Here is a 17821-nt window from a genome sequence, read left to right as displayed (position 1 = left end):
GAATCGATTCGCCTGCCGGGGTCAGCGGCAACTGCGGGAGGGAACGTAGCGGGAGCCTCCGCCGACGATCACCGGGCCGATGCGCACGCCACTGCGGGTGTAGCGGCTGTTTTGATAACGCGGCTGCGGCGTGTGGCATTGCGGCTGGCGTACGACGCGATGGCGGCAGTGGTGGTTCACCGGCAAGGTCTGGTAGCGGTAGATGGCACGGCCGAAGCGATCGTAGTAGGCAACGTAGCGCTGCGTGTAGATCGGGCATCCGCATGACGTGTGTCCGCTGACGTAGGTGGTCGAGCAGCTGTTGTGCTGATGAGGGCGGGCCTCGGCATCGGGCGCGGCGACGAAGCCGGCGCCGATCACGGTCAGAAGAGTAAGAAGATGCTTCATGTTTTCAGTGTTCTCGGATTCGTCACTTTCGACCGGAGCGGCGGGACATTTATTCAGACGAAATGAGAAACAAAAAACCCGCACCGGAAATCCGGGGCGGGTTGGTGAGATCGAAAGACTTCGAAGTCAGCGATCGGCACTGTAGTTGATCGCGGCACACATGCCACGGATCACGATGACCTGGAAGACCAGCACCGGGAGCAGCGCGAGGATGCTCAGGACGAACGCCGAAAGGTTGACGATCGGGTAGGTCATGAACAGTCCCTCGGACATCCTCGGCGCATTCCGGTGTTTCGGATTCGCAACCACGATGCGGTTCCATTCCTGGGACCAGCGCCAGTAGGCGACGAAGATCCAGTAGAGGTTGTAGAACGGAATGAAGAGGAAACCGACCGCCTTTCCGGGCGTCGAGTACGCGGTGTGGGGCTGAAGCAAAACCCAGGCGCGGTAGACATAGATCATGCCCATGATCTGGCCGGTCATCATCAGCGCGAGCGAGACGAGGAATCCGATGCCTGCGATCGGGCCGACCGACTCGACGGCGGACGGGTCATTCGGGTTGGTTAGAATCGGAACGATGAGGGCGGCGTAGCTGGCCAGGAATCCGAGCGTGCCGATCACGAGCAGGGTCGCGCACAGCACGAAGTTGGCGCGCTTGACCGTGGGCAGGTCGTCGCCGACGCCCGCCGACTCGTGTGCCGTGGCATCGGTCGTCGGCGCGGCATAGGGATTCATCGGATCCGCGGCGGCCGGAGCAGTGGCCGGGGCTGCAGTCGTTTCGGCGGGAGCCGCAGCGGCCGGCTCGGGCGCGGGTCCCGAAAGGGCTTTCAGTTCGGGAACCATTTCCGCCGGCTTCCAGTCGTCCATGCCCTCGCGCCAAACGAGGTCCTTGACGGGGTCGAACTCGTTGTTGCCAGCAAGACGCTGGAGCTCGGAGACCGGCACCGGCCCCTTTTGTTCGCCGCCGTGGGCGTAGTACCATTCGCTCATGCCGGTCGGACCCTAGCAGTGGCCGGGAAGGGGCGGCAAGATCGCCGGTCGGAAATCTGGATGGAGGGAGGGCACGAAAAAGCCCGCCGGTTTCCCGGCGGGCATGAGAGCCGGCGGATCGAGTCCGCAGCTTGGCTCAGAAGTGGATCGCGTGGCCCTCGGCGGCGAGGGTCGCTTCGTGGATGACCTCGCTCATCGTCGGATGGGCGTGAATCGTCGCGTGGATGTCGTCGATCGTCAGCTCCTGGTCGAGCGCAAGACCCATCTCGGCGATCAGCTCGGTCGCGTTGTCACCGATGATGTGGGCGCCGAGCAGTTCGCCGTGCTTCTTGCCGTAGAGCAGCTTGGCGAAGCCGTCCGGTTCGCCGGCGGCGATCGCCTTGCCGATGGCCATGAACGGGATCTTGCCGACGGTATACTCGATTCCCTCCTCCTTGAGCGCGCGCTCGGTCTTGCCGACAGACGCGACCTGCGGGTGGCAGTACGTGCATCCGGGGAAGTTGCTCACCTTGCGCGGCGTGTGGCCGTCGACGTAAAGGCCCTCGACGCACTGGATCGCCTCGAACGAAGCGGTGTGCGCGAGCCACGGCGGGCCGATGATGTCCCCGATCGCGTAAACGCCCGGGATCGAGGTTTGGTAGCGGTCATCGGTGTTGATGTAGCCGCGCTCGGAAAGCTCCGGCTGCTCGCCGCCGGGAAGCACCGGCTGCACGCCGATCGCGACCAGGCAGACGTCGGCCGAGATCGTGCCGTTCTCCTTGGCGCCTTCGACCGAGATCTCGACGCGATCGCCGAGGTCCTTGGTGCCGGTCACCTTGTGGCCGGTGAGGCAGCGGATTCCCTGCTTGATAAATGACTTCTCCAGCGCGTCGCCGACTTCGTCGTCCTCGACCGGAACGAGGCGGTCCATCATCTCGACGATCGTCACCTTGGTGCCGAAGGCGTTGTAGATGTAGGCGAACTCGACGCCGATCGCGCCGGCGCCGATGATGATCATTTCCTTCGGCTGGTTCTCGAGGATCATCGCGTCCTTCGAGCCGATCACCGACTTGCCGTTGATCGGCAGACCCGGCAGCTCGCGGGTCTTGCAGCCGGTAGCGACGATGATGTGCTTGGCCTCAGCCGACGAGGTCGAGCCGTCCTTGGCGGTCACCTCGACCTTGCCCGGGCCGGTGATGGCTCCGTGGCCGCGGACGTACTCGACGCCGTTCTTCTTGAAGAGGAACTCGATCCCGCCGGCGAGCCGGTCGGAGACCTTGCGCGAGCGGCCGATCACGGCGGACCAGTCGTAGCTCAGGTTGTCGAACGAGAAGCCGAACTCCTTCGCGCGGTGGGAGAGCGTGTGGTACAGCTCGGCATTTTTGAGCAATGCCTTGGTCGGGATGCAGCCCCAGTTCAGGCAGGTGCCTCCGGCGCGGTCGGCTTCGACACAAGCGACTTTCTTTCCGAGTTGGGCGGCGCGGATGGCGGCGACGTAGCCGGCAGGTCCGCCTCCGATGACGATGAGATCGTAGGCCATGAGGAGTTGGGAATTCGCGTTTTGCGTTTCGCGGCGGAGCGTGGGCGGGGTCCGCGCGGTTGTCAAAGGGGAAGGGAAAGGTTGCCAGAATCCCGGGAAATCGCTGGAATCCGCATGGTTCAGAAGCCTCCCCAACAATTATGATCAAGGAATTCAAGGAGTTCGCCTTCAAGGGCAACGTGATGGACATGGCGGTCGGCATCATCATCGGCGGCGCTTTCGGCACGGTGGTGAAGTCGCTGGTCGACAACGTGCTGATGCCGCCGCTCGGCAAGCTGATCGCCGGCATCGATTTCACCAAGCTGAAGATCGTCCTCGAGCCGGCCGTTGCCGAGGTCAAGGAAGGCGACACCGTGGTGACCGCGGCGAAGCCGGAGGTGGCGATCGCCTACGGCCAGTTCATCACTGACTTCATCTCCTTCGTCCTGCTCGCATTCGCTGTATTCCTTGTGGTCAAGAAGGTGATGGCCGCCTTCGAGAAGAAGAAAGAAGAGGAGGCCGCGGCACCCCCCGAGCCGAGTGCCGAGGAGAAGCTCCTCACCGAGATCCGGGACCTGCTGAAGACGAAAGGCTGAGTCCGGCTGAATGAGTTTACGAAAAAGGCCGCCCGGGATCCCGGGCGGCCTTTTTGTTCAGAGAATCGGAAAGTCGAAGCTTACTTCGCCTTGACGGTCAGCACGCCGTTCATGACGCCGAAGTGACCGGGGAAGGTGCAGAGGTAAGGATACTTGCCGGCTGCAGGAGCGGTGAAAGTCACCGTGGTTTCCTCGCCGCCGCCGATCATCTTGGTGTGGGCGATGATCAGGTCGGTGGAAGCCTTGTCCGCGGGGATGTAGTCGCTGGCCGCCGCTTGGGCGCACTTCATCGCGAACGGAGCGGTCGGGGTGTCGGGCTTGAGGATCACCACGTTGTGGCCCATCGCCGCCTTCGGCAGTTTGCCGATGTGCTTGAACTTGATGGTGACTTTCTGGCCTTCGGTCACCGAGAGCTCTTTCGTGCTGTACTGCATCTGGTCGTTGCCGGTCAGCTCGAGGGTCGCGGTGTCCTCAGCGACGGCGCTGAGGGCGGTCGCGGAGAGGGCGAAGAGGGAAATGAGGAATTTCTTCATTCGGATTGTTGGTTCGGTCGCCGCTACGGTGGGACCGGATCGGGTCTTTCGCAACCCCCGGAATGCGACAGACTTCATATGGCGCTCCGGCGGGTTCCGGAACGCGTCGCGCGGGTGCGGAAGGCGACCGCCGCCGCGATGGCGGTCGCCAGCGCGAGGATCTGGTAACCGGACAGGCCGAGAAAGGGCTTGGGAGTCGCGCGCAGGAACTCGTGGGCGAAGCGGAACGTGCCGTAGGCGATCAGGTAGAGATGGAAATGCTGACCGGGGAGAAGTTTGCGCCATTGGAGGACGAGCAGCCCCGTGAGGGCGGCGAGTTGGAAGCCGATCTCCACCGGCACCGCCGGCCAGCGGCCGTCGCCGATCGGGATGCCCGGACAACACCCGGCGGAAATGCACCCGACACGGCCGAGGATGAGCGGGATGGGTATCAGCAACGCAAAGCGGTCACCGGTGATCTGTCGGTAGCCGGTCGCTTTTTTGGCGAGCTCGACTCCAGCCCATCCTGCCGGCAGCGCACCCATCACGGACTTTCCCGAAAGCCACGCCAACCAGCGGTCCGGGTGACCCGCATACATCCATCCTTCGGCGAAAAGGAACGCCAGCTTGGCGCCGAGGAAGGCCGACGCGATGCCGGCGAAGTAGATGATCGGCAGCCGCGAGTCGTTCTTCGAGAGCTTCCACCAACCGGCCGCGCCGATCGCGATGCCGATGATGATGGCCAGCGAGTAGATCGGCGAACCGGCGGAGGGCATGGCGTCACTCGTTGAGCTCGACGCTCAGGCGGACGAACCGCTTCAGCGGGTCGGCGGGCCAGCTGTAGGTGCGCTTGACGAAGCCGTCGACGGCCGGCGCGTAGGCAGCCGTCGAGGTCATGATCCCCGCCGGAGGGGTTTCCGACCAGCTGGCGAGGGATTCGGAAAACTCGAGTGTGTACGATAGTCCCCGTAGGACGGCATCGTCGCGCTCGGGAAAGCTGATGCTGACGGTGCCTCCCGATTCCTCGATGACCGGCTGGAGCGGTCCGCCATCCTCGAAGATGAGCCTGCCGTCTTCAGGATCGCCGCCGAGTGCGTACTCGAGGAGGTTGACCAGCATATCGTCGTCCGGGTCGTCCGTTTCGCCGGGCTCGGCAAGCCCGCTGGCCCAATCGGCGAACGAGGGCGCGAGATCGATGTCGACCGATTGGGTGAAGTCCGCCGTCGTGTCGCTGCGACGGACGAGATCGACCGTCAGGGTTTCGACCGAGGGTGCCGCGGCCCAAGTCGCGCTGAAAGTGGCGGTGGCCGCCGGATCGAAGGTGGCCTTGCGGAACGTCCACTTCGTTCCCGAGCCGTAGGTGACCCACCCGCCGGGCGGCGTGATCGTGTCGGGCGCCTCGCCCGGCTGGAAACCGAACTCGACCTCAACGTTTCCCGTCACGTTGGCGCCGGTGTTCTCCAGATCGTAGTCGAAGTCGAGCGGCAGTGCCTTGCGGGGCGTCGGCTGAACGATGGTTGTCGTCGTCGAAAGGGTGGTCGGGTCAGGATCGGATGACCTCATGCGGTAGCCCATCGCGGCCATTTCGGCGTCGAGTTGGGCGATGTAGAACGGAATAAAGACGTCGTAGTTCTCGATGACGACGGGGATGGGGTCGTCCGTTCCGCTATGGACACCGACGAGGGCCGCGGTGCTACCAATGGGAACAATGGACGGGCTGCCGGAGTCGCCGAACTCAAAGTGGCAGTCATTGGGCCCCAATCCCGCCGTAAGGTAGTCGAACCGGAAGTAGCGGGTGGTGAGCATTCCCGTGCTCCCCCCAAAATCCACTTCCTCAGACATGCTTGCGACTTCGGCGATCGTGCCGGTTCCGATCAGCGGAAATTGCCCATCCGGTGCCGGAGGGCCCACGTTGTATTTTCCCGTGACGATGAGATTCTGCCCGACGTAGTCGACCGGGTTGGGCAAATCGAGATAAGGAAGCGGGCTGATGCCGGAGTCCGCGTCGATCGGTGAGTCGAGTGCGATGATGACCAGGTCGGAGTCATTGACTCCATCCGGGATTACGATCTCGGCACCCGCCGTCCGGTCAACGAACTCGTTCGAGGCGTTGAGAAAACGCACCGTGTTGCCGTTGTTGAGACCCGCCGGGTAGTAGTGGTTGGCGAAAACGATGTGCTGTCGCGAAATCAGCGCGCACTGGCGGGCCGGGTACGTGCCGAAGCGGTAGCCAATGCCGGTGAGATCCACATTTGACTGGATCCGGTTGGTATTGTTTTCGGCTGCGGCCGGCCAAGGGTCGAAGCGCTTGTGATCCGTGGCGTTGTAGGAACGGATGAAAAGGGCGTTCGCTGTCGGTGGGAAGGCGGTCAGGGCAAGCAGCGTGATGGGACGAAGCATGTCGAATATTGGAAGCTACACATGACCTAACGACCGCGCCACCGATTCGGATCAGAATTTCTGGGCGTCCTCGGCCATTTTGGTGAGGACTTCCTCCCACGGCGTGCCGGGATACTTCTTCGCTTCCCGGAGACAGGCCGACGAAACCTTCGGGTCGGCTTTCCACTGGCTCGCCGAAACCTCGCCGAAGCTTTTCTCCGCGAAGGCCTCGATTTCCTGCAGGCCCTTCACGTAGGTCTCGTTCACCTCGTCGGCGCCGAGTTCACGGTGGAGTTCCTCCAAACCGTCGGCCTCCGCGCCGTGTTCGGTGAGGAAGCTGGTCCACATGAAGGCGCGCATCGGCGCGGTGTCCTTGGATTCGCGGACGAGGGCCATGACGTCCTGAACGTAGCGCTCGGTCGCTTCGGGATAGTTCTTCCCGTTGCTGAGGAGGAACACGCCGTTGAGGTGGGTGATGCCGTCATCGATGAGTTCGTCGCCGGCCCACGCGTGTTTGCCGGGGAAGTAGCGCAGCAAGCCGTCGCGGTTCCGGTAGCCTTTGAAGCCGTGGGCCATGTCGGTGCGGTTGAAGCAGTTGGTACCACAAAGACCGTAGACGACCTGCTTGGCGTTGCCGACCGATCCGCCCGCGCCACAGGCAAGAACGCCGGTGATGTCGCTGTTCTTGGTCGCGGTGGCGAGGGCCATCCGCGAGCCACCCGAAAAACCGCTGGTGTAAAGCCGGTCTCCGTCGATCGGGAGGGTGTCGAGAACGTGCTCGATCATCGCGTCGACCGCTTCCTGGCTTTTCTCGAAGCCGTTCTTCGATTGCTTCGAAACCGCGAGGATCATCCGGTTGCGCTCGGCGCCGGGGATGTAGCGATTGGTGGTGCCGGCACCGCCCCCGCCCGGATTCATGATGAACATCACCGGGTGCTTCTCCCCCTTGGCCAGCGACTTCGGAAGGTAGAGGAAATAGCTCCACTCGCCGCCGGTCGAAATCTCGCCAGTCGTTTCACCCAACGGATGCGGGAGATCGTCGGCCGCTTCGACCTCCGGCGCGGCTTCCGGATCGGGCGTCTCGACCTCGAAATGCTCGCGCAGCAGCTCCTGGTCGTCGTCGGAGAGCTTGGCGATCTCGACGGTGACCTGGGTGCCGTCGGCGCGCTCGAAGCGGACCTTGCCTTCAGCCACGGCGAGCGCCTTGGCCTCGACCTTGTGGCCGCTCTTGGCGGTCCATGTCCGGGACTCGGTGGGTTGACCGAAAAGGACGCCGGTCGAGAGGACCGCGAGCAGGGTGAGAAAGCGCTTCATCATGCGGTCGCACCATGGTCGAGCCGTTGTGGCGGCGACAAGCTCCATGTGATGGGCCGGAGGGATCCGGGGAGTCGGACCGCGCGAGCCCACTCGCGCAATCCTGGCGTCCGTGATGCGCGAGTGGGCTCGCGCGGTCCATTTCCTCCGGTTCCACCGGCTTTCGCGCTTCCGGCCACAGGATTCCCGGATCAGGCTCGTATTCTCCCAGTCATGAGAACCCTTCCCCTGTTCCTCCTCGGTGGCACGATCCTGGCGGTTGCGCTGAACGCGCCGGATCGTCCCGCACCCCGATTCGCGAAATCCGAACTGACCCGCGAGTTCTGGGCCGAAGGCGCGGACTTCGGCGACTTCAACAACGACGGCAAGCCGGACCTCGCGGCGGGGCCTTACTGGTGGGAGGGTCCGGATTTCTCGAAGCGCCATGCCTACGACGCGACCGACACGCGGCAGTCGCCCTCGGGCCAGGCGCCGCATCGGGCGAAGAATCCGGAGGGAGAAATGGTCAGCGTGGCCGGATTCGCGGGCGCCTACTCGGGCACCAATGCCTACTCCGACTGCTTCCAGCTCTTCAGCGGTGACTTCAACGCCGACGGCTGGGATGACATCCTCACCGTTTCCTTCCCCGGGAAGGAAGCGTTCTGGTTCGAGAATTCGAAGGGCGGTGAGTCCCCGTGGAAACGCCACACCGCCTATCCGTCGGTCGACAACGAATCGCCGGTGCTTGTCGACGTGACCGGGGACGGCGCTCCCGAGCTCGTTTTCCATACCAAGGTCGAGGCGGAAGGCGGCGCGTGCCTCGGCTATGCGAGTCCGGATCCCGGGAACCCTGCCGCACCTTGGAAATTCCATCCGATCTCTGCGCCCGGCAAGTGGGGCCGTTTCCAGCATGGTCTCGGAGTCGGCGATGTGAATGGCGACGGCCGGACCGACCTGTTGATGGTCCACGGGTGGTGGGAGCAGCCGGAGTCGCTCGAAGGCGATCCCGAGTGGGCATTCCACGCGGCGGATTTCGCGGCGAACGGGGCGCAGATGCATGTCGATGATGTGAACGGCGACGGACGCGCGGATGTGGTCACGGCGATCGAGGCCCACGGCCATGGCTTGGCGTGGAACGAGCAGAAGCCCGATGGCTCTTTCGTGCGGCACCCGATCATGGGCAAGACCGCCGAGGAGAGTGCCGGGGGGGTGGTCTTCACCCAGCCGCACGCGGTCGAGATGGCCGACATCGATGGCGACGGCCAGCGCGACATCGTGACCGGGAAGCGCTACTTCGCCCACGGTCCGAAGGGTGATATCGACCCCTTGGGTACGCCGGTCCTTTACTGGTATCGGGTGAGCCACGACGAGTCCGGCAAGGTGTCGTTCGAGCCTCACCGGATCGACGACGCTTCGGGCGTCGGCACTCAGTTCACGGTGCGCGATGTCACGGGCGACGGCCAGGTCGACATCGGTATCGCCAACAAGCGGGGGGTGTTCTTTTTCCGTCAGGAGGCGCGCTAGGAGTGTCGAGAATGCGGATGCAGTTGCTGCCGCGTGCGGAGACGGCGGTGAGGAAGGGACATCCATGGGTGTTCGCCGAGAGCGTGAAGTCCCAGAACCGTGAAGGTTCGGCGGGCGAACTGGTGGTGATGTACGACCGTCGCGACCGCTTCCTCGCGGTTGGACTCTACGATCCCGATTCGCCGATCCGGGTGCGGGTCGTTCACGCCGGCAGTCCGGCGGTGATCGATCGTGACTGGTGGCTTGGTCGCGCGCGCGACGCGGCAACGCGACGTGAGGAGGTGTTCAACGCCAAGACCAACGGCGCCCGCTGCATCAATGGCGAGAGCGAAGGCTTCCCCGGGCTGGTGGCGGACCGATATGCCGACACGCTGGTGGTGAAGCTTTACTCCGCGGTTTGGCTGGAGAGGTGGGCGGAGATCGAGTCGGTGCTACGCGAGGTTTTCGGTCCGCGCTATCTGGTCCTGCGGGTCAGCCGGAACCTCGCTGACGCCACCGCCGAGCATGGTCTCGTGCCCGGCTTCCAAGGGGACCAGGGCGACGAAGTGGTGGTCTTCTCGGAAAACGGGATCCGCTTCGAGGCGGCGGTGGTCCATGGGCAGAAGACCGGCTTCTTTCTCGACCAACGCGACAACCGGGCGCGCGTCGAACAACTCGCCGAAGGTCGGGAGGTTCTCAATCTGTTCAGCTTTTCCGGCGGCTTCTCGCTCTATGCCGCCCGGGGTGGAGCGACCCGCGTGGTTGACGTCGACATCAGCGCCCATGCGTTGGAGAGCGCCCGCCGGAACTTCGCACTGAACCCCGACCTCGATCCGACGATCCACGAAGGAATCCAAGCGGATGTGTTCGAGTGGGTGGGGCAGTCGGGAGCGTCTTACGATCTCGTGATTTCGGATCCTCCGTCGTTGGCCAAGCGTGAGCGGGACCGCGAGAAGGCGATCGTCGCCTATCGACGGCTGAATGGAGTGGCGCTCGCCCGTGTTCGCCAGGGTGGCATCCTTGTGGCCGCATCCTGTTCAGCGCACGTTTCAGCCGACGAATTCTTCGGGGCCGTGCGCTCCGAGGCGAAGCGCAGCGGACGCCGCTGCGAGGAGCTGTGGACGAGCCGCCATGCTGATGATCACCCGGCCTCGTTTCCCGAGGCCGAGTATCTCAAGGCGATCTGCCTGAAGTGCGCGGACTGAGCCTGAGCGGCTGAGACCGCGCCGACGTTCAGTCCTCGTCGAAGAGGCCGGTGACCGGTGCCGGAAGCGGGTTGTCCTTGCGACGCAGCGCCCGGCGCATCTTGTCGAGGGCCTTGTTCTGGAGCTGGCGGATCCGTTCGCGGGTCAGACCGAAGTCGCGACCGATCTCTTCGAGGTTCATCGGCCGCTTGCCGTTCAGTCCGAAGCGGGCGTCGATGATTCTCGCCTCACGGTCATCGAGGGTGGCGAGGAGCTCTTCAAGGTGGTCGGCGGAATCGTTGAAGCTCAGAGCCTCGCCGGGATCGACCGCCCGTTCATCGCCGATCACGTCGGCGTAGGTGGTGCCTTCGCCATCGGCCAGCGGTGCGTCGAGCGAGGTCGTCCGCTGCGAGGCCTGCATCAGGGCGGAAAGCTTGCGGCGCGGAATCCCGGTCTCTTCGGAGAGTTCGTCCTTGGTCGGTTCGCGACCCAGTTCTTCGGCCATCCTGCGGGCAATGCTCCGCATGTGGGCGATCTTCTGCACCATGTGCACCGGCAGCCGGACCGTCTTGCTCTGGTTGGCGAGGGCCCGCTTGATCGACTGCTTGATCCACCAGGCGGCGTAGCTGCTCAGCTTGGCGCCTTTTTCCGGGTCGAAACGTTCGACCGCCTTGGTCAGGCCAATGTTTCCCTCGGAGATCAGATCAGCGAGGGGGAGGCCGTAGCCGGCGTAGTCTTGGGCAATTTTCACGACCAAGCGCAGATTGGCTCGAATCATGTGTTCCCGGGCCTTCTCGTCGCCCCGCATCACCCGGTTGGCGAGCTCAAGCTCTTCCTCAGGGGTCAACAGCGGGGTCTTGGCGATCTCCTTGAAGTAGGTCCGGAGCGAGTCGTTGGATTGGGAGTAGGACATGATTTGGAGAGGTTGGGGGTAGCGAACAAATGCAGCTGCACCATCCACCACACCGCACGGAATACGAACAGAGCGGCTTTGTTTGCAATCAAAAACCGAACAAAGTCCCTGTTTTCCTCCAATTTGGCCATCTTGTTAACATTTTGTTTGTGAATACTGTGGGTAACACGAAGATGGGGCGTCATGAGTGACATCGAGTCCGACCAATCTGCGAATGAGGAGCTTTTCGGAACTGCGACCGTCGTGGCGAGGACCGGCCTTACCGCAGCGCGGATCCGGATGTGGGAGAAACGCTATGGGGCGGTCGAGCCCCAGCGCACGGAGACCAAGCGTCGTCTGTACACGCGGGAGGATCTCCAGAGGCTGTCGCTTCTCCGGTCGCTGACCGATGCCGGTCACGCGATCAACCGCATCGCGGCCCACCCTCTCGACCGCCTGCGCTCTCTGGCGGCGGAGGAGGCCGAAGTGGTGCGCCGGTCCCAGCCGACCGCCGACAGCCGCGTGCTGGTGGTCAGTGAGACCGGCAATGCGCTGCTCGGCGATGACTCGTCAGTCGATTTCGAGTGGTCCTGTCCGTTCGCGACCTTGCAGGACGCGCTGGACTCACCCGCGGTTCCGGGTGCCGATCTCCTACTGATCGAGACCGACACGCTGTTTGAGGAAACGCTCGATTCCGCACGGCTTCTGGCCGAGCGGACTGGCGCGCGGCGGACTCTGATTGCCTACCGTTTCGCAACTCGCGAGCTGGAGCAGTCGGTGCGGGGCGACAACCCCGACGTGATCCTGCTCCACGGCCAGCGTGATGCCGGCCGACTGCGCCGCGAGTGCGTGTTCCAACTGGAAGCTTTGACCGGCAGAAGCGACATGCCGGACGCCGGCGCCATCCCCGAGCGGCTCTTCGGATCCGCCCAGCTGGCGAAGCTGGCAAACATCAGCACGGCGGTCGATTGCGAGTGTCCCCGCCACCTTGCGGAGCTCCTCAAGGGACTCTCGGCCTTCGAGAGCTACAGCGAGGCCTGCGAAGACCGGAACAAGGATGACGCGCTCGTCCACGCCTACCTGCACCGGACGACCGCCCAAGCAAGACGCTCGATGGAAGATGCCCTCCAGCATTTGCTGAAGGCCGAGGGTATCGAGCTCGGCTAGTTTGTGGCGCTTCGCTTGCGCGGCGGAGGACGGGCGGCTAGGCAGGGGCATGGCCCGCCGTTCCTTCAGCCTCATGCTCGCCTGGCGCTACCTGAATCCGCGCCGGGCACTGCTTTCGGCAGTCGCGCTGATTTCCGTCTCGGGCGTGATGCTCGGCGTGCTGGTGCTGGTCGTCGTGATGTCGGTCTACTCGGGCCTCGAGCGGGAGGTGAAAGGCCGGCTGCTCGGGTTCATTCCCCACGTCCGTCTCGACTACGCGCCGTTCGAAGGATTCCGCCAGCCAGTGTCCGACTGGCGCGAGGCGGCGGCCGAGGTGGCCAAGATGCCGGGCGTCGTCGAGGCGGGGCCTTTCGTGCAGGACAGCATGCTGATCGACATCAACGGCTACCGCTCGCCGGGCGTGTTCCGGGCGGTCGACACCTCGAATCCGATCGAGGTCGACGGCATTGAGGCGATGCTCGATCTGGAGAACTATCCGGAGAGCTCCTCGGACATGGGCCTCGACGACCGGGTGGTGATTTCCTCGAAGACGGCCCGGCTGTTCAACGCGGGGGTGGGCGACGTGATCCAGCTCCTGACCTTGCGGAACGTCGAGCAAGTGGAGGATGCCTACAAGCGGACCAAGGAGCCCCCGTTGCGGGAGAAGTACGCCGAGGTGCTCACCGAGGTCCGCAAGGCCGTGAGCGAGAAGTGGAAGGTGACGGCCGAAGGCTCGGAAATGTCGAGCGAGGACTACAACGCGATCGTGATCCCGCTGCAGCAGATTTTCTACGAAGGCGTGCGCGAAGCCGAGGCCGAGATCGTCGGCGAGGCGCTCGACCTGATCAGCGACGCCGAGGACGACGCGGTCAACCGGGTCCAGCGCCATACCAAGGAGGCACCGAAGGAGTTCCTCGCCATTCTCGACCGGCTGAACGCGACCGACGTCAAGGAGATGGACCTCGAAACGCTGCAAGGCATCGAAGAGTTCGTGCTGCCGACCGAGGCGACGATCATCGGGGTGTATCAGTCGTCGCAGATGGCACTGACGCCGGATGTTTTTGTTCCGCTCCATCTCGGTCAGGAGCTCGCGGGTCTCGATGACATGGTGCAGGGGATCGCGGTGCGGCTGGAGGATCCCTACCAAGCGGGTCTCGTCGCCGAGCGGATGGCGCGCGAGCTGCCGGAAGGATGGCAGCCGGTCACGTGGATCGAGGAGATGAGCGACTTCTCGCGCTTGATCGAGCAGCAGCGGGTGATGATGTACTTCGCGCTCTCCTTCATCATCCTCGTTTCGGCGTTCTCGATGACGGCGGTGATGTTCACCGTGACGATCCAGAAGCGTCGCGAGATCGGCGTGATGAAAGCCCTTGGAGCGGCGCCCGGCCAAATTGTGCGGGTCTTCGTTTACCAAGGGATGATCCTGGGCGCGGCCGGCTCCGCGCTGGGTGTCGGACTCGGGTTGTTGGTGATCCACTTCCGTGAGCCGATCCAGCGGGCCTTCCGGGGGATGGGCTTCGATCCCTTCCCCGCCTCGTTCAACGGCTTCACCGTGCTGCCCGCCCACATCAACCCGAGCGAGATCGGGATCATCGGCGTGATGGCCTTCGCGCTGTGTGCCGGAGCGGCCTTCCTGCCAGCGCTTTTCGCCGCGCACAGCGATGCCGCGAAGTCTCTGAGGAACCTCTGATCGATGGCGGGCTATCGATTGGAATCCGCCCAGCACGCGGAGCATTGTGGCGAGCCTGACGAGGAGCGGGTGGTCAAGGCGATCGAAGGAATCGATCCGGCACGCCCGGATCCGTTCGTGGTGCTCGACCACGAAGACGGTCACTACATCCAGACGCTCGGCAGTTCGTCGGGTCTCGTGCTCGAGTGCCGGATCATGAACGATGCCGACCCGCGCGGCTTCCGGCACTGGCGGGCTTGGGCTCCGGGCGACGGAGAGGATCCGGGAAAGGCGGACCCACGGAGTGGCGAGTGGGGGCCATGGATCCACGAGCGCGACCACCTCGAGGAAGCCCAGGTCGTCTTTGCCTTCCTGCGCTTTGGTGAAGACGCCAAGTCCCTGCCCGATGTCCGGGGTGTCGCATGGCGGGACGTGACGGAAGAGTTTCCCGAGGCTTGATGTTAGGGAGTCCCGAAGGTCAGGAATACTTCCCGGGCGGCACACTCCTGCCTCTTCCGAACGGCTTCGTCTTTTGTAGTGGTTGGTGCACGGGCTTTCCGCTGGGATGCGACTGTCGTGAAGGAACTCTTCGAGCACATGATGCTGCCCTACAACCTGCCGATGACGGTGGCGATGGGGGTGCTGTTTCTTTATTGGATCATCGTCCTGTTCGGCGGGATGGCGGTGGACGCCTTTGACGTCGATCTGGATGTCGACACCGACCTCGATGCAGAAGTCGACGGCAGCAATCTGTTCCACGGGCTGCTCGGCGGCACGCTTCGGTTTGTGAATGCCGACGCGATCCCGCTGACGATCGTGCTCAGCCTGGTGATCCTGTTCACGTGGGCCGCTCAGATCCTTTCCAACTACTACCTGAATGCCGGCCACTCGATGTGGCTCGGATTCCTCCTGCTGCTTGGGTCGTTTATCGCCGCGAGCGTGGCGACCAAGGCGGTCACGCAGCCGCTGCGTCCGCTGATGATCCGGCTGAAGAAGGCCGAAGACACCAAGCCGGTGATCGGCGAGGTCGGTATCGTCCGCTCGCTGACCCTCAGCGAAAAGATCGGCCAGGTAGAGGTCCATCGTGACAACGGTGCTCCGGCCCTCCTGACCTGCCGCCTCTCGGAAGGCGCGGCCGAACTGCCGCGCGGGTCCGAGGTGGTGATCGTCAGCTACGACGAGGCCGAGGGCTCCTACCTCGCAACCTCGCTTTTCGATTCTTCCAAGTAACGACCCCTCAACCAATCCAACCATGAAACCACCCACCCTCATCGCAGTCCTCGACGGCCTTCCGGCCAACGTCATGTGGATCGTCATCGGAGCCGTCGTGCTGTTCGGCTTCGTGTTCCTCTACATGATCATCAACTGCTACCGGAAGGTCGAGAAAGGCTCCGCCCTCGTCCGCACCGGCGGCACCAAGACCAAGGTCATTTTCAACGGAGGCTTCGTCATTCCGATCCTCCACCGGGCCGAGCTGATCGACATCTCGGTCAAGCGTCTGGAGATCGACCGGACCGGTAAGAACGGCCTGATCTGCAAGGACAACATGCGCGCCGACATCAAGGTGGCGTTCTTCGTCCGGGTGAACCATGTCGACGACGACGTGCTCAAGGTGGCCGACTCGATCGGCTGCCAACGCGCATCGTCGGAGCCGGAAATCCGGGCGCTGTTCGACGCCAAGTTCTCCGAGGCCCTGAAGACGGTCGGCAAGCGGTTCCAGTTCATCGATCTCTATGAGGAGCGCGACACCTTCCGCAACGAGATCCTCAAGGTGATCGGGACGGACCTGAACGGCTTCGTCCTCGATGACGCCGCGATCGATTACCTCGAGCAGACGCCGGTCGAAGCGCTCGATCCCGACAACATCCTCGATGCCGAGGGCATCAAGAAGATCACCGAGCTGACGGCCGCCCAGGCGAAGCTCGCGAACAACATCCAGCGGGACAAGGAGAAGGTCATCAAGCAGCAGGACGTCGAGGCCCGCGAGGCGATCCTCGAACTGGAACGCCAGCTCGCCGAGACGGAGGCCAAGCAGCACCGAGAGGTCGAAAGCGTGAGGGCCCGCGAAGAGGCGGAGACCGCCAAGGTGCGTGAGGAAGAGCGCCAGAAGTCGGAGCGGGCGCGTATCGCCGCCGAGGAGGAGATCGAGGTTGCGACCCAGAACAAGGAGCGCCAGGTGCTCGTGGCCCAGCGCAACAAGGAGCGCACGGATGTGGTCGAGGTCGAGCGGGTGAAGCGCGATCAGGAGCTCGAGTCGATCGAGCGCGAGCGCGTGACCACGCTCAAAGACATCGAGAAGGAGAAGGCGGTCGAGGTCGAGAAGAAGGCGATCCAGGACGTCATCAAGGAGCGCGTCGCTGTCGAGAAGCTCGTCGTGCAGGAGCAGGAGCGGATCAAGGACACCGAGGCATTCGCCGGTGCCGACCGCGAGAAGCAGGTCAAGGTCACGCTGGCCGAGGCTCAGGCCCAGGAGGATGTCATCCGCCGGGTCAAGGAGGCCGAAGCCGCGAAGCAGGCGGCCGAACTCGAGGCCGACCAGCGAGTTTACGTCGAGGTCAAGGCGGCCGAGGCATCGAAAAAGTCGGCCGAACTGAAGGCCGAGGAGGTCGTGATCGCGGCCGAGGCCGAGCAGAGCGCCAGCGAGAAGCAGGCGGCAGCCAAGAAGCTGCTGGCCGAAGCGACCATCAAGGAGTCGGCTGCGCACGGAATGGGCGAGGCCGAGGTCATGGTGGCCAAGGCGGATGCCACCCAGAAGCAGGGCGAGGCAGATGCCGAGGTCGAGCGTCTCAGGTTCGAGGCGGAGGCCGAGGGCATCCACAAGAAGGCCGAGGCGATGAAGCTCTTCGAGGAAGCCGGACAGGCGCACGAGGAGTTCAAGCTGGAGCTGGAGAAGGAGAAGGCCATCGAGCTCGCCCAGATCCACATCCAGAAGGACATCGCGGAAGCCCAGGCCATGGTGCTCGGCGAGGCAATGAAGTCGGCGAAGATCGAGATCATCGGCGGCGAGAACAAGTTCTTCGACCAGATCACCAGCGCGATCTCGCGCGGCAAGTCGGTCGACCGGATGATCGAGCACAGCGAGGCGCTGTCCGACGTGAAGGAGACCTTCTTCAACGGCGACCCCGAGTACTTCAAGTCGCAGCTCCGCGAGTGGGCCGGCCAGTTCGGGGTGACCGCCGAGGAGGTCAAGGACCTGACCATCGGCGCCGCCCTCGGCAAGCTGCTGGCCGACGCGACCGGCGACACCCGCCGCAAGCTCCTCGGCTTCCTCGGCGCCGCCGACCGCTTCGACCTCACCGACGAGAAGGCCTCGAAGGTGCTCAAGGGCTGAGCGATCGTCTGAACCGAACCACGGAATACACGGAAGCCACGGAAAGGAAGATGGGATGGCGCTGATTCTTCGGGATGAAACGCACGCGATTCTAGGAGCCTGTTTCGAGGTCTACCGGGAAAAGGGCTGCGGATTTATCGAGGATGTCTTCCAAGAGTGTCTGGAGATTGAATTCGAAGAACGAGGATTGCCGTTCGTGTCCCAACCAAGCGTCGAGCTCGAATACAAGGGGCGCATTCTGCGCAAGAGATGCGTCCCCGACTTCATTTGCTTCGGTAAAGTGATCCTTGAGATCAAAGCGGTGAAGACCCTCGAAGATGCCCATCGGGCCCAGCTCATCAACTACCTGAAAGCGACCCGGATGAAGGTCGGATTGCTCGTGAACTTCGGTCACCATCCCAAGGCTCAGCACGAACGCTTCGTCCTCTGAAACCTTCCGTG

General features: G+C 63.6%; 17 protein-coding genes. 9 read left to right on the top strand and 8 right to left on the bottom strand.

The annotated features are described in order from the left end of the window. Nucleotides 1–21 precede the first annotated feature (21 nt). The 3 genes from HAHE_RS08015 to lpdA form a co-directional block, all read right to left on the bottom strand. On the bottom strand, nucleotides 22–387 hold the full coding sequence (locus HAHE_RS08015) for a hypothetical protein (RefSeq protein WP_338690017.1): 366 nt from the start codon (nucleotides 385–387) through the stop codon (nucleotides 22–24). A gap of 126 nt (nucleotides 388–513) precedes the next feature. Then, nucleotides 514–1377, bottom strand: a complete 864-nt coding sequence (locus HAHE_RS08010; RefSeq protein ID WP_338690015.1) for a DUF4339 domain-containing protein — start codon at nucleotides 1375–1377, stop codon at nucleotides 514–516. A gap of 136 nt (nucleotides 1378–1513) precedes the next feature. Continuing rightward, the gene (lpdA, locus tag HAHE_RS08005) at nucleotides 1514–2896 is read right to left on the bottom strand and encodes a dihydrolipoyl dehydrogenase (protein ID WP_338690013.1); all 1383 of its coding nucleotides are present in this window, start codon (nucleotides 2894–2896) and stop codon (nucleotides 1514–1516) included. A 140-nt stretch (nucleotides 2897–3036) separates the two neighbouring features. Here lpdA and mscL point away from each other — a divergent pair, with 140 nt between their 5' ends. Then, a complete protein-coding gene (gene mscL / locus HAHE_RS08000; protein WP_338690011.1) occupies nucleotides 3037–3471 on the top strand; it encodes a large-conductance mechanosensitive channel protein MscL in 435 nt (144 codons plus the stop codon). A gap of 80 nt (nucleotides 3472–3551) precedes the next feature. Here the strand turns inward: mscL and azu are convergent, their stop codons facing one another. From azu to HAHE_RS07980, 4 genes are all read right to left on the bottom strand, one after another. Next, nucleotides 3552–4004 (bottom strand): azurin, encoded by a 453-nt coding sequence (azu, locus tag HAHE_RS07995; RefSeq protein ID WP_338690009.1) that lies wholly within the window; start codon nucleotides 4002–4004, stop codon nucleotides 3552–3554. Between the two features lie 74 nt (nucleotides 4005–4078). Continuing rightward, complete coding sequence (locus HAHE_RS07990) at nucleotides 4079–4759, bottom strand: prolipoprotein diacylglyceryl transferase family protein (protein ID WP_338690007.1); 681 nt, start codon at nucleotides 4757–4759, stop codon at nucleotides 4079–4081. A 4-nt stretch (nucleotides 4760–4763) separates the two neighbouring features. Beyond that, on the bottom strand, nucleotides 4764–6383 hold the full coding sequence (locus tag HAHE_RS07985; protein ID WP_338690005.1) for a hypothetical protein: 1620 nt from the start codon (nucleotides 6381–6383) through the stop codon (nucleotides 4764–4766). Between the two features lie 51 nt (nucleotides 6384–6434). Continuing rightward, nucleotides 6435–7679 carry an SHD1 domain-containing protein gene (locus tag HAHE_RS07980; protein WP_338690004.1) on the bottom strand — a complete coding sequence of 415 codons (1245 nt, stop codon included), beginning with the start codon at nucleotides 7677–7679 and terminating at the stop codon, nucleotides 6435–6437. 210 nt (nucleotides 7680–7889) lie between these two features. Between HAHE_RS07980 and HAHE_RS07975 the strand changes: the two genes are divergently transcribed. Together HAHE_RS07975 and HAHE_RS07970 are read left to right on the top strand one after the other, a co-directional pair. Beyond that, the gene (locus HAHE_RS07975; protein ID WP_338690002.1) at nucleotides 7890–9179 is read left to right on the top strand and encodes a VCBS repeat-containing protein; all 1290 of its coding nucleotides are present in this window, start codon (nucleotides 7890–7892) and stop codon (nucleotides 9177–9179) included. Nucleotides 9180–9190: 11 nt separating this feature from the next. Continuing rightward, nucleotides 9191–10363, top strand: a complete 1173-nt coding sequence (locus tag HAHE_RS07970; RefSeq protein ID WP_338690000.1) for a class I SAM-dependent methyltransferase — start codon at nucleotides 9191–9193, stop codon at nucleotides 10361–10363. Nucleotides 10364–10391: 28 nt separating this feature from the next. Here HAHE_RS07970 and HAHE_RS07965 read toward each other — a convergent pair whose 3' ends face one another. Next, the gene (locus tag HAHE_RS07965; protein ID WP_338689998.1) at nucleotides 10392–11255 is read right to left on the bottom strand and encodes a sigma-70 family RNA polymerase sigma factor; all 864 of its coding nucleotides are present in this window, start codon (nucleotides 11253–11255) and stop codon (nucleotides 10392–10394) included. 183 nt (nucleotides 11256–11438) lie between these two features. On the opposite strand from HAHE_RS07965, the gene HAHE_RS07960 reads away from it, so the two are divergent. The 6 genes from HAHE_RS07960 to HAHE_RS07935 all read left to right on the top strand — a co-directional run bounded on the left by HAHE_RS07960 (nucleotide 11439) and on the right by HAHE_RS07935 (nucleotide 17810). Then, nucleotides 11439–12401 (top strand): MerR family transcriptional regulator, encoded by a 963-nt coding sequence (locus HAHE_RS07960; protein WP_338689996.1) that lies wholly within the window; start codon nucleotides 11439–11441, stop codon nucleotides 12399–12401. A 49-nt stretch (nucleotides 12402–12450) separates the two neighbouring features. After that, on the top strand, nucleotides 12451–14070 hold the full coding sequence (locus tag HAHE_RS07955) for an FtsX-like permease family protein (protein WP_338689994.1): 1620 nt from the start codon (nucleotides 12451–12453) through the stop codon (nucleotides 14068–14070). A 3-nt stretch (nucleotides 14071–14073) separates the two neighbouring features. Then, on the top strand, nucleotides 14074–14508 hold the full coding sequence (locus tag HAHE_RS07950) for a hypothetical protein (protein WP_338689992.1): 435 nt from the start codon (nucleotides 14074–14076) through the stop codon (nucleotides 14506–14508). 117 nt (nucleotides 14509–14625) lie between these two features. Beyond that, nucleotides 14626–15279, top strand: a complete 654-nt coding sequence (locus tag HAHE_RS07945) for a hypothetical protein (protein ID WP_338689990.1) — start codon at nucleotides 14626–14628, stop codon at nucleotides 15277–15279. A 22-nt stretch (nucleotides 15280–15301) separates the two neighbouring features. Then, nucleotides 15302–17380, top strand: a complete 2079-nt coding sequence (locus HAHE_RS07940) for a hypothetical protein (protein ID WP_338689988.1) — start codon at nucleotides 15302–15304, stop codon at nucleotides 17378–17380. A 55-nt stretch (nucleotides 17381–17435) separates the two neighbouring features. Beyond that, a complete protein-coding gene (locus HAHE_RS07935) occupies nucleotides 17436–17810 on the top strand; it encodes a GxxExxY protein (RefSeq protein ID WP_338689986.1) in 375 nt (124 codons plus the stop codon). Nucleotides 17811–17821: the final 11 nt, after the last annotated feature.

Origin of the sequence: Haloferula helveola (assembly GCF_037076345.1) — a bacterium.
GTDB lineage: Bacteria > Verrucomicrobiota > Verrucomicrobiia > Verrucomicrobiales > Akkermansiaceae > Haloferula > Haloferula helveola.
The sequence above is the reverse complement of the archived record's forward strand: the minus strand, read 5'-3'. Positions and strand labels throughout refer to the sequence as shown.

Excerpts from the sequence above, each read along its gene's own strand:
- HAHE_RS08015 (WP_338690017.1), bottom strand. The coding sequence starts at position 387 with ATGAAGCATCTTCTTACTCTTCTGACCGTGATCGGCGCCGGCTTCGTC.
- HAHE_RS08010 (WP_338690015.1), bottom strand. The coding sequence starts at position 1,377 with ATGAGCGAATGGTACTACGCCCACGGCGGCGAACAAAAGGGGCCGGTG.
- lpdA (WP_338690013.1), bottom strand. The coding sequence starts at position 2,896 with ATGGCCTACGATCTCATCGTCATCGGAGGCGGACCTGCCGGCTACGTC.
- mscL (WP_338690011.1), top strand. The coding sequence starts at position 3,037 with ATGATCAAGGAATTCAAGGAGTTCGCCTTCAAGGGCAACGTGATGGAC.
- azu (WP_338690009.1), bottom strand. The coding sequence starts at position 4,004 with ATGAAGAAATTCCTCATTTCCCTCTTCGCCCTCTCCGCGACCGCCCTC.
- HAHE_RS07990 (WP_338690007.1), bottom strand. The coding sequence starts at position 4,759 with ATGCCCTCCGCCGGTTCGCCGATCTACTCGCTGGCCATCATCATCGGC.
- HAHE_RS07985 (WP_338690005.1), bottom strand. The coding sequence starts at position 6,383 with ATGCTTCGTCCCATCACGCTGCTTGCCCTGACCGCCTTCCCACCGACA.
- HAHE_RS07980 (WP_338690004.1), bottom strand. The coding sequence starts at position 7,679 with ATGATGAAGCGCTTTCTCACCCTGCTCGCGGTCCTCTCGACCGGCGTC.
- HAHE_RS07975 (WP_338690002.1), top strand. The coding sequence starts at position 7,890 with ATGAGAACCCTTCCCCTGTTCCTCCTCGGTGGCACGATCCTGGCGGTT.
- HAHE_RS07970 (WP_338690000.1), top strand. The coding sequence starts at position 9,191 with ATGCGGATGCAGTTGCTGCCGCGTGCGGAGACGGCGGTGAGGAAGGGA.
- HAHE_RS07965 (WP_338689998.1), bottom strand. The coding sequence starts at position 11,255 with ATGTCCTACTCCCAATCCAACGACTCGCTCCGGACCTACTTCAAGGAG.
- HAHE_RS07960 (WP_338689996.1), top strand. The coding sequence starts at position 11,439 with ATGAGTGACATCGAGTCCGACCAATCTGCGAATGAGGAGCTTTTCGGA.
- HAHE_RS07955 (WP_338689994.1), top strand. The coding sequence starts at position 12,451 with ATGGCCCGCCGTTCCTTCAGCCTCATGCTCGCCTGGCGCTACCTGAAT.
- HAHE_RS07950 (WP_338689992.1), top strand. The coding sequence starts at position 14,074 with ATGGCGGGCTATCGATTGGAATCCGCCCAGCACGCGGAGCATTGTGGC.
- HAHE_RS07940 (WP_338689988.1), top strand. The coding sequence starts at position 15,302 with ATGAAACCACCCACCCTCATCGCAGTCCTCGACGGCCTTCCGGCCAAC.
- HAHE_RS07935 (WP_338689986.1), top strand. The coding sequence starts at position 17,436 with ATGGCGCTGATTCTTCGGGATGAAACGCACGCGATTCTAGGAGCCTGT.